Raw genomic sequence first — 9,525 nt, 5'->3', positions numbered from 1 at the left:
AGCTGGGGAAAATATTGGTAAGCGAACCTCTGCTGCCCGAAGTTGAAAAAAATCCCAAGCTTGAAATTTTAACTGGCCCTAAAGAGATTGAATTTGAAAAGGGCGAACCTGTAGATATATGGTAGGTTAATTTGCAGTAGGCATTGAGGTTGTTTGACCGCCAATGGGCTTTTTGGAAGAAAGCCCATTGGTGGTTCTGTTTTTTATAAAAGTAACTTTGTAAGAGAGTGGATTATTGAATATTACTGTCAAAATATATATAATTAATTCTGTATATAATAATTTTTGTGAAAATTAGAATGGTGGGTATGAATATGACACATAAACCAACAGAAAGAGTCTTGAATATATTGAATCTTTTGTCAATTACCCCTAAGGGGTTAACTTTAACGGAGATTTCTGAAGCAATTAGTATACCTAAAAGTACTCTTTATCCTATTATGCAGACAATGCTGGAACGTAACTTTGTTTATCTTGAAAAAAATTCTCTAAAATATTCAATGGGAATTTCTGCTTTTTGTATTGGGGCATCTTATTCGCAAAATAAACATATGATAGATTTCATACAAAAAATAATGAAAAACATTGTAGCTGATATTGATGAAACCTGTCAGATGGGAGTTCTCGACGGAAGCGATGTATTATATGTATTAAAAGAGGATCCTGTAAAAGATATGGATATTCGTCTTATTTCCCATGTAGGGAAACGACTGCCAGCGTATTGTACAGCTCTAGGAAAAGCTCTATTGAGTGGGTATAAGATTGAAAAAATAAAATCACTTTATCCTGATGGTTTAAAAGCTGTTACAAAAAACACTATAACGGATTTTAATGTCCTAGAAGCACAATTAGAAAAGATTAGACAAACTAATGTGTCGTTAGAGGTTGAAGAAGTGACAAAATTTTTACGATGTTATGCGGTTCCTCTAGCTTCAAAGGGGAAAGTCATAGGAGCTATTAGTATAAGTATCCCGACTTTTCGAGCTACTGAGAAGAAAAATAAATTGGCAATTGAATTGTTATTAAAGGCAAAAGAAAAAATTGATTCTGTCAATTATAATTAAATTTCATCATAGGGTTTGGAAGATCCATCAGCTTCATTTAGCTGATGGATCTTTATCCGAACAAAATTTTATACATCCCTGTTCCAGGCTGCTGATTCTGGCTAGAGAATAGACTCTATACCCTTTTGATTCCAGCAATTTTCTTCCCGGCTGAAAGGATTTTTCGATAACTATGCCTATGCCTGAAACTTCAGCCCCGGCAGATTCAATCAGACGTATAGCTCCTGAGGCAGCTTCTCCTTTTGCTAAAAAATCATCTATGATTAAAATTCTATCTTTTGCAGTAATGTATTTTTTGGACAGAGTTAAGTTGTAATCTATGGATTTAGTAAAAGAGTGTATGACGGTTTGATATATATTGTCGCTTAAAATTTTTGAAGTTTCCTTTTTTAATATCACCATAGGGAGTCCCATTTGAAGTGCTGTCATGGATGCTGGAGCAATTCCGGAACTCTCAACTGTAAATATTTTTGTGGGCTTGGCTTCTTTAAAATAATTTTTAAAATAAGTGCCTATTTCGTACATCAAATTTAAGTCCACCTGATGATTTAGAAAGGAATCTACTTTTAAAATATTTTTATCAATTACAAGTCCATCTTTCAAAATTCTTCTTTTTAATGAGTCCATTTTTATACCACCTTATATAATTATTTTTGGTATTTAAATGCCAAGTAAGAGTTGGATTTTAGAAAAACCGTACTGATTATTGGAATAATACTTATTATATAGAATATAGTTTACAACTTCAACTGTTGTTAATATTGGAAAATACATAATTTAGGAATATAATATATAGTATTATATTGTATTATAGGGAGTGGTTTAAGTGGATTTTTTAGAGCTCAGCAAAAAACGTTATTCTGTTCGAGAGTATGAAAGTAAAAAAGTAGAAGATGATAAACTTTCCAGGATATTAGAGGCGGCTAAAGTGGCACCTACAGCCTGCAACAATCAACCTCAGAGACTTATTGTAGTAAAAACTGAAGAGGGGCTTGAGAAGCTCAAAAAGGGAGCAAATGTATATGGGGCTCCATTGGCTGTAATTGTATGTGTGGATCGCAGTGAGTCATGGAAAAGACCTTTTGACAAGAAGGATATTGGAGATATAGATGCAGGTATAGTGGCCACTCATATGGTACTTGAGGCAGAAGAACTGGGATTAGGTACTATATGGATAGGTTATCTAGATCCCAAGGCAGTTAAAAGCGAATTCAACATTCCAGAAAATGTGGATCCAGTGAGCATCATAGGTATAGGTTATGCAAAAGGTCAGCCTGCGTCACCGAACAGACATAGTACTGAACGTAAACCTCTAGAAAAATGGGTAAATTATGAAACTTTCTAGGGCATACAAATGAAATTTCTGTTATCATAATAACACCACCATTAGAAGAAAATTAAATTTAGTGAACAGTTTTTAGCTGTTCACTGAATTTATCGGGCTATTATTTATGAAGGCCTTGATGTTATTACCTAAGAGTTCTACAAGTCTCTGTCTTGTTTCAATACATTTGCAGCCTATATGGGGAGTTAATATGACGTTTTTCATAGAAAATAGAGGATTGCTTACGTCAAAAGGTTCCTTTTCCTGAACATCTAAAGCTGCACCTGCAATTATTCCCATCTGTAAGGCTTCTATTAAATCCTTTTCATTTATTATGGCTCCTCTTGCAGTGTTTATAATAAACGAAGTGGATTTCATGAGTTTAAATTTATCCCTGTCAATGAGATGCTTTGTATCCTCTGTAAGAGGACAGTGAATGGATACGAAGTCACTTTTAGCCAGGAGTTCTTCTAAAGATACAAATTTTACGTTGGAAATTGGTTTTATACTTCTGTTATAGACCAGAACTTTCATATCCAGAGCCAGAGCTGTCTTTATAACGCGTTGTCCTATGGCACCAGCTCCAATTATGCCCAGAGTCTTATCTTTTATTTCAACATGCGGTACCTGGAGATCTTTGGTGAAATTGCTGAAGTTCCCTTCTTTCAACATTGTCTGCTGCAGGGTAATAGATGAACATAAGCTCAATATAAAGGTGATGGCAAGTTGTGCCACTGCATCTGTACTGTAGCCGGGTACGTTGCAAACCATAATATTTTTTTTACGGGCAGCTTCTATGTCTATATTGTTGTACCCTGTTCCAGCTTCACAGATAAGTTTTACAGAAGAGGGAAATTTACATATCAAATTGCCACTTAAAGGGAGTTCCTTGGTTACTACAATATTTTGGTCTTTAACTCTTTCTAGAATTTGGTCTTCACTGCTGCTGTCATACAATGCAACTTTAGTAAATTCATCTAATACTGAGAAATTAATTTTTCCATCAAAATTGATTTTGCTTGAATTTAAAAATACAGTATTTTTCATGTTAATCCTCCATGTTATATTACAAAATATTTTAAATTCAGTATAACTTTTGTGAAAATTGCTGTCAAATTGTTAAAGCATTTAAACTACCTATAATATTCTTGAATTTAATGAAGTGACCTGGGAAGAAGCTATAAAATATACAGCTGATAGACTTATGAAAATAAAGAATAAGTATGGAGCTGATTTTATAATGGGTACAGGATGTTCGAGAGGACCTGGGAATGAGGCAAATTATATTATGCAGAAATTCATGAGGGCTGTTGTTGGGACGAATAATGTGGATAATTGTGCCAGGGTCTGTCATGGACCCTCTGTGGCTGGACTTGCCAAGGTGCTGGGCAACGGAGCTATGTCCAATAGCATTCCTGAAATTGATAATGCGGATCTGATTTTTGTTTTTGGGTATAATCCTGCAGAATCTCATCCTATAGTTGCCAGAAGAATAGTGAAAGCCAGGGAAAAAGGTGCAAAGATAGTAGTGGTTGATCCCAGAATAACTGAAAGTGCCAGAATTTCAGACCTGTGGCTTCCAATAAAAGGCGGCACCAATATGGCCCTTGTAAATGGTTTTGCAAATGTCCTTGTAAACGAAGGATTGTATGATAGGAATTATGTGGAGAAATATACTGAAGGCTTTGAGGAATACAGCAGAATACTTGCAAAATATACACCTGAATATGTGGAAAAAATATCCAAAGTACCTGCGCAGAAGATAAGAAAAGCCATGGAAATGTATGCAGCTGCTAAAAGTCCAATGATACTTTATGGTATGGGAGTATGTCAGTTCGGGCAAGCTGTAGATGTGGTAAAGGGACTGGCTTCACTTGCCCTTCTTACAGGAAATTATGGAAGGCCAAGTGTGGGAATAGGGCCTGTCAGAGGACAGAACAATGTTCAGGGCGCCTGCGATATGGGTGCACTTCCCAATGTCTTTCCAGGATATCAAAGTGTAACGGATGAAAGTGTAAGGAATAAGTTTGAAAAAGCCTGGGGAGTTGAAAGACTTCCGGACAAAATAGGATATCACTTGACTGAGGTACCTGAATTGGTGCTTAAAGAGCATAAGTTAAAAGCATATTATATAATGGGAGAGGATTCAGTTCAAAGTGATCCAAATTCCAATGAACTTAAAAAGGCTTTGAATGAACTTGAATTTGTGGTGCTTCAGGATATATTCATGAATAAGACAACTTTATATGCAGATGTAATACTGCCGGCAACTTCCTGGGGGGAACATGAGGGTGTATATACGTCAGCAGACAGGGGATTTCAAAAATTCAACAAGGCAGTTGAACCTATAGGGGATATTAAGCCTGACTGGCAGATAATTTGCGAACTTGCCTCGGCTATGTGATATGAAATGCATTATGATAATACAAAGGAAATATGGGACGAGATGAGAGGACTTTGCCCTAAATTTGCAGGTGCAACTTATAAGAAAGTTGAAAGCTTGGAAGGTGTTTTATGGCCTTGTCCTTCGGAGGATCATCCCGGCACTTCCTACCTGTATGAAAATAATGAATTCAGCACTCCAAGCAAAAAAGGAATCCTGTTTGCTTCAGAATGGAGACCTACTGAGGAATCACCTGGCAGTGAATATCCTCTTAGCTTGTGTACTGTAAGGGAAATAGGACATTATTCGGTTAGGACCATGACAGGAAATTGCCGTGCCCTTCAGCAGCTTGAAGATGAGCCGGGAAGGATACAGATGAGTCCTGAAGATGCGGGAAAACTTAACATAAAAGATGGGCAGCTGGTCAGGGTGTCTTCTAGAAGGGGCTCAGTGATAAGCAGGGCCTATATAACAGACAGGGTAATGAGGGGATCTACCTATATGACTTATCAGTGGTGGATAGGTGCCTGTAATGAACTTACTGTGAATAATCTTGATCCAATATCAAAAACTCCTGAGTATAAATACTGTGCGGTAAAAGTTGAGTCCATAAAGGATCAGGACAGGGCTGAGGAACAGCTGAAGGAAAATTATAAAGATCTCCGAAAAAAAATGGGAGCCTTGAGTTAAAAATATTGAATAATTATCGTATTGATACAGTGCAGTGAAAAGTATAATGGAAACTTTTCACTGTTTTTTTGTAGAGAAATTGTCTTCTATTGAATTTTAACTTCACAAGTATATAATAAAAATCATTAAATGTTCTAATATTGTAAGGGGTGAAGTGATGAAACCATTAGCGGAATTGATGAGGCCGGTTTCACTGGAGGATTTTATTGGACAAAATCAGATATTGGGAAAGGGAAAACCTCTATACAATTTGATAATTAAAAAGATGATACCAAATTGTGTATTATACGGCCCTCCGGGAACCGGCAAGACGACACTGGCTGGTATTATGGCCAATTATATGGATAAAAGATTCTATAAACTCAATGCCACAACGGCATCCTTGAAGGATGTACAGAATATTACATCTAATCTGGACAATTTGCTTAATTACAAGGGAGTTGTCATCTACATAGATGAGCTCCAGTATTTTAACAAGAAACAACAGCAGGCTCTGCTGGAATTTATTGAAAACGGTAAGGTGACTTTAATAGCAAGCACAACTGAAAATCCGTATTTTGCTATACATAAAGCTGTTTTGAGCAGATGCAATATATTCAGATTTTTATCTTTGACTGCTGATGAGGTAATGACCGGACTTAAAAGGGCATTGGATAAATTAATTGGAGAAAATATGAAAATTAAATATTCACGTGATGCCCTTAGATATATAGCTGAAATTTCTCAGGGAGATTATAGAAAGGCCTATAATATATTGGAGCTGGCAGTTAATTCCCAGATGGGAGAGGAGAAGGAAGTATCGGTGGAATGTGTTGAGGGCCTGGGGCAATCATCTATGAGAGCCGATTCCAGCGGCGATGAATTCTACAATGTTTTGAGTGCGCTGCAAAAAAGTATCCGGGGAAGCGATCCGGATGCATCCGTTCATTATCTGGTCAGACTCATAGAAGGCGGTAATATATTGGCTGTAACCCGGAGATTAGCGGTAATTACTGCAGAAGATATTGGACTGGCCTGCCCCAATGCACTTTCGGTGGTTAATTCAGGATTGGAGCTGGCTTTGAAAGTGGGATTTCCTGAAGCCAGAATAATACTTTCTGAACTTGTCATATATCTGGCTACTCTGCCCAAATCAAACAGTGCGTATCTGGCCATAAATTCTGCTGTGGAAGATCTAAGGCATACTAATACAGGTGATGTTCCGGATCATCTAAAAGATGCCCATTACGGTGGAGCCAGCAAATTGGGGGTTAAGGGATACAAGTATCCACATGACTACCACAATAATTATGTAAAGCAGGAGTATATGCCAAGGAAATTAAAAGGAAAGAAGTATTATATTACTCAAAATAACAAATATGAAGATAGTATTAAAAAATACTGGAACTCAGTAAAAAAAACTGCTGAATCAGGCGATTTTTAACCCTGAGTACTGACAGTGTTATTTGAATAATTCTGGAAGTGAATATATACTTAGATTATTAGTGTTTGATGGGAGGTGCTTATATGGTATGATAAGAAAAGGAAAATTGAAAGATCTGAATACAGATGAATGAAACCTATTATCTAGTATATGAAATTGTAAAATAATAATTTTGTGGAGAGATATTATGCTAAAAAAATTATATAAAAGTTTATTAATCTTGATAGTATTCTTACTATTATTTTTTGGGAACAATTGTTATGCAGCGGAAAATTATAAAGTTTGGAATGATGGAGTCTTAGCCAGTGTGGATAAAAACAAGACGTGGACTGTGACTTTTAATGGAAATGTAGATTTGAATTCAGCTGAGAATTCTATTAAAGTATATGAATTGGATAATAATCAGTCCATGGGGATTGACATTGTAAATTCAGCACCTAATTCAATAAGAATTTCTCCCCGGAGTTTATATATCCCCGGCGAAAGCTATGTCCTGGAAATAGATAACACGTTGAAATCCACCGATGGAAGACAATTAGGACAAGCAGTAAAATACGATTTTACAATAGATAAAGATAACTCTGGAGATGGAATTTCGGTACAAAATTATGATCAATATTATAATGCGTTAAAAGATGCCCTCTCAGATTATAAAAATACATTGATATTAAACATAAGTAATTATGATAAGGACACATATGATTTAAATGTAATAGATACTGTGCTCGATAATAATCCCAATTTGCGTGATTGGTATTTAAGTGCAGAAGCCAACATTCAAGGAAGCAATCCTGCAAAAATGAGTATTTATTTTAAATACACCGATACTAAACAGAATCTTATAAAAAAGGAAAGTGAACTCCAAAATAAGACAACTGAAATAATAAAGAAGGTTACAAACCCAGATATGAAAGATTATCAAAAAGAACTTGCACTTCATGATTATATAGTCAATAATGCAGATTATGATAGAAGTGATGATATTCCCAATGATTCCTATACGGCTTATGGAATTTTGATGAATGGTATTGGCGTTTGTGAAGGTTATGCGGATGCAATGGATAGGCTTCTTACGGCAGCTGGAATAGAGTGTAAAATGGTCATAGGAAGGGCAAATGGCGGGAATGGATGGGTAGATCATGCCTGGAATATAGTGAAAATACAGGGTAAATATTATCAATTGGATTCTACCTGGGATGATCCCGTTACGAATGACGGATCCCACTTGATTTCTCATTCTTATTTTAATGTAACAGACAATGAAATGGCTCAAAGTCATGTATGGGACAGAACAAAATATCCTAGGTGCAGTAGCACGGATTACAGCTTTTACAACATAAATTTAAGATAAGGGTCAGTTCAGATCTGACTCTTATCTTAAATTAATCTATTGACAACTCAGAGGAATAATTATATTATATAAATGAAAATGATTATCATTATTATTTATATGAGGTGACCAAAATGAGTAAAGTAAACATTATTTATTGGAGCGGAACGGGTAATACAGAATCCATGGCCAATTTAATAGCGGAAGGTGTAAAAGAAAGAGGGGCGGAAGTCAATGTGTTAAATGTTTCTGAAGCTTCTCCAGATGATGTAAAAAGTGCAGATATAGTTTTACTTGGATCTCCTGCCATGGGAGTTGAAGTAATTGAAGAGGAAGAAATGGATCCTTTTGTTGAATCCATCTCTTCTTGTGTGTCGGGTAAAAAAGTAGGGCTCTTTGGATCTTACGGTTGGGGAGACGGAGAGTGGATGAGGAATTGGGCTAAAAGAATGGAAGATTATGGTGCAAATCTATTGAATGAAGGATTTATTGTACAGGAAGCGCCGGAAGGAGAAATAAAAGAGGATTGCAAAAATTTTGGAAGGCAAATATTAAATGAATGATAACAGTTTTACAGATCTTGTTTGTGAGGAAGATGAAAAAAAATACATGATGACACTTATCACTTATAGTATATCTCCTACCATATCAGGGTATAAGCCTGCTTCTATAATAAATATTTCTAATAAATATAAAAACATGTATGATCTTTGGTGTAAATATGGAGAAGAATATATAAAAGATATAAATTTAAAGGTCTTTGAAATTTTTAGTAATAACAGCTCATTGTTACTTTTGTTTTACAATGAAACATTTTTGTACAGAATTTTGTCTTGCCAGGATAATATAGAATTTTTAAGTGAATTTGGATATTCTAAAGATATGTGTTTAATGGATTTGTTGAATTTGTTGAGGGAAAGATATAAGTGCAATTTTTGTCCACATGAGATGGGTATTTTTCTGGGAATACCCCTCCCAGATGTAAAAGATTTTATATATGGGAAGGATAAAAAATGTATATGCTGTGGATATTGGAAAGTATATAATGACAGAGAACAAGCATTGAAAACTTTTGAAAATTACGATAGGTCAAGATATAATTTTATGAAATTGATCAGAAAAAATACGGAAATTATTAAAGCTGTAGAGATGCTTTCCTCTGCTGTTAGATGAATGTAATGAGTAGATAGAACTGCTGCTTGTTTAAGTGCAGTTCTATCTTTATATGTAAATTTTATATTTTGTTTATAATTTTACACTTCTTTTATTAACAAATATAGTATATTATATTTAATGGTATATATTTTACTA

The 9,525-nt window shown here is 35.3% G+C and carries 8 protein-coding genes and 1 pseudogene; 7 read left to right on the top strand and 2 right to left on the bottom strand.

Going from position 1 to position 9,525, the window contains the following annotated elements; all coding sequences use genetic code 11:
- Nucleotides 1–314: 314 nt before the first annotated feature.
- Nucleotides 315–1,064 (top strand): IclR family transcriptional regulator, encoded by a 750-nt coding sequence (locus J5G60_RS13595; RefSeq protein WP_150355712.1) that lies wholly within the window; start codon nt 315–317, stop codon nt 1,062–1,064.
- A 33-nt stretch (nt 1,065–1,097) separates the two neighbouring features.
- Here J5G60_RS13595 and J5G60_RS13590 read toward each other — a convergent pair whose 3' ends face one another.
- A complete protein-coding gene (locus J5G60_RS13590; RefSeq protein WP_150355713.1) occupies nt 1,098–1,691 on the bottom strand; it encodes a xanthine phosphoribosyltransferase in 594 nt (197 codons plus the stop codon).
- A gap of 199 nt (nt 1,692–1,890) precedes the next feature.
- Here J5G60_RS13590 and J5G60_RS13585 point away from each other — a divergent pair, with 199 nt between their 5' ends.
- Entirely contained in the window at nt 1,891–2,409 is a 519-nt protein-coding gene (locus J5G60_RS13585; RefSeq protein ID WP_150355714.1) for a nitroreductase family protein, read from the top strand.
- Between the two features lie 72 nt (nt 2,410–2,481).
- Here J5G60_RS13585 and J5G60_RS13580 read toward each other — a convergent pair whose 3' ends face one another.
- Nucleotides 2,482–3,435 carry an NAD(P)-dependent oxidoreductase gene (locus tag J5G60_RS13580; protein ID WP_150355715.1) on the bottom strand — a complete coding sequence of 318 codons (954 nt, stop codon included), beginning with the start codon at nt 3,433–3,435 and terminating at the stop codon, nt 2,482–2,484.
- Between the two features lie 112 nt (nt 3,436–3,547).
- Between J5G60_RS13580 and fdhF the strand changes: the two are divergent.
- The 5 genes and pseudogenes from fdhF to J5G60_RS13555 form a co-directional block, all read left to right on the top strand.
- Nucleotides 3,548–5,461, top strand: a pseudogene (gene fdhF / locus J5G60_RS13575) (formate dehydrogenase subunit alpha); the annotation flags it as partial.
- Between the two features lie 157 nt (nt 5,462–5,618).
- Complete coding sequence (locus tag J5G60_RS13570) at nt 5,619–6,884, top strand: replication-associated recombination protein A (protein ID WP_150355716.1); 1,266 nt, start codon at nt 5,619–5,621, stop codon at nt 6,882–6,884.
- Nucleotides 6,885–7,071: 187 nt separating this feature from the next.
- Complete coding sequence (locus tag J5G60_RS13565) at nt 7,072–8,235, top strand: transglutaminase domain-containing protein (RefSeq protein WP_150355717.1); 1,164 nt, start codon at nt 7,072–7,074, stop codon at nt 8,233–8,235.
- A gap of 113 nt (nt 8,236–8,348) precedes the next feature.
- Nucleotides 8,349–8,777: a flavodoxin gene (locus J5G60_RS13560; protein ID WP_150355718.1), complete on the top strand. Its 429-nt coding sequence runs from the start codon at nt 8,349–8,351 to the stop codon at nt 8,775–8,777.
- Nucleotides 8,770–9,387, top strand: coding sequence for a DUF3793 family protein (locus tag J5G60_RS13555; protein WP_150355719.1), 618 nt, complete (start codon nt 8,770–8,772; stop codon nt 9,385–9,387). The genes J5G60_RS13560 and J5G60_RS13555 overlap by 8 nt, the downstream gene beginning before the upstream one ends.
- Nucleotides 9,388–9,525 lie beyond the last annotated feature (138 nt).

This window comes from Clostridium sp. HV4-5-A1G, assembly GCF_900184915.1.
GTDB classification, from domain to species: domain Bacteria; phylum Bacillota; class Clostridia; order Clostridiales; family Clostridiaceae; genus Clostridium_B; species Clostridium_B aromativorans.
The sequence above is the reverse complement of the archived record's forward strand: the minus strand, read 5'-3'. Positions and strand labels throughout refer to the sequence as shown.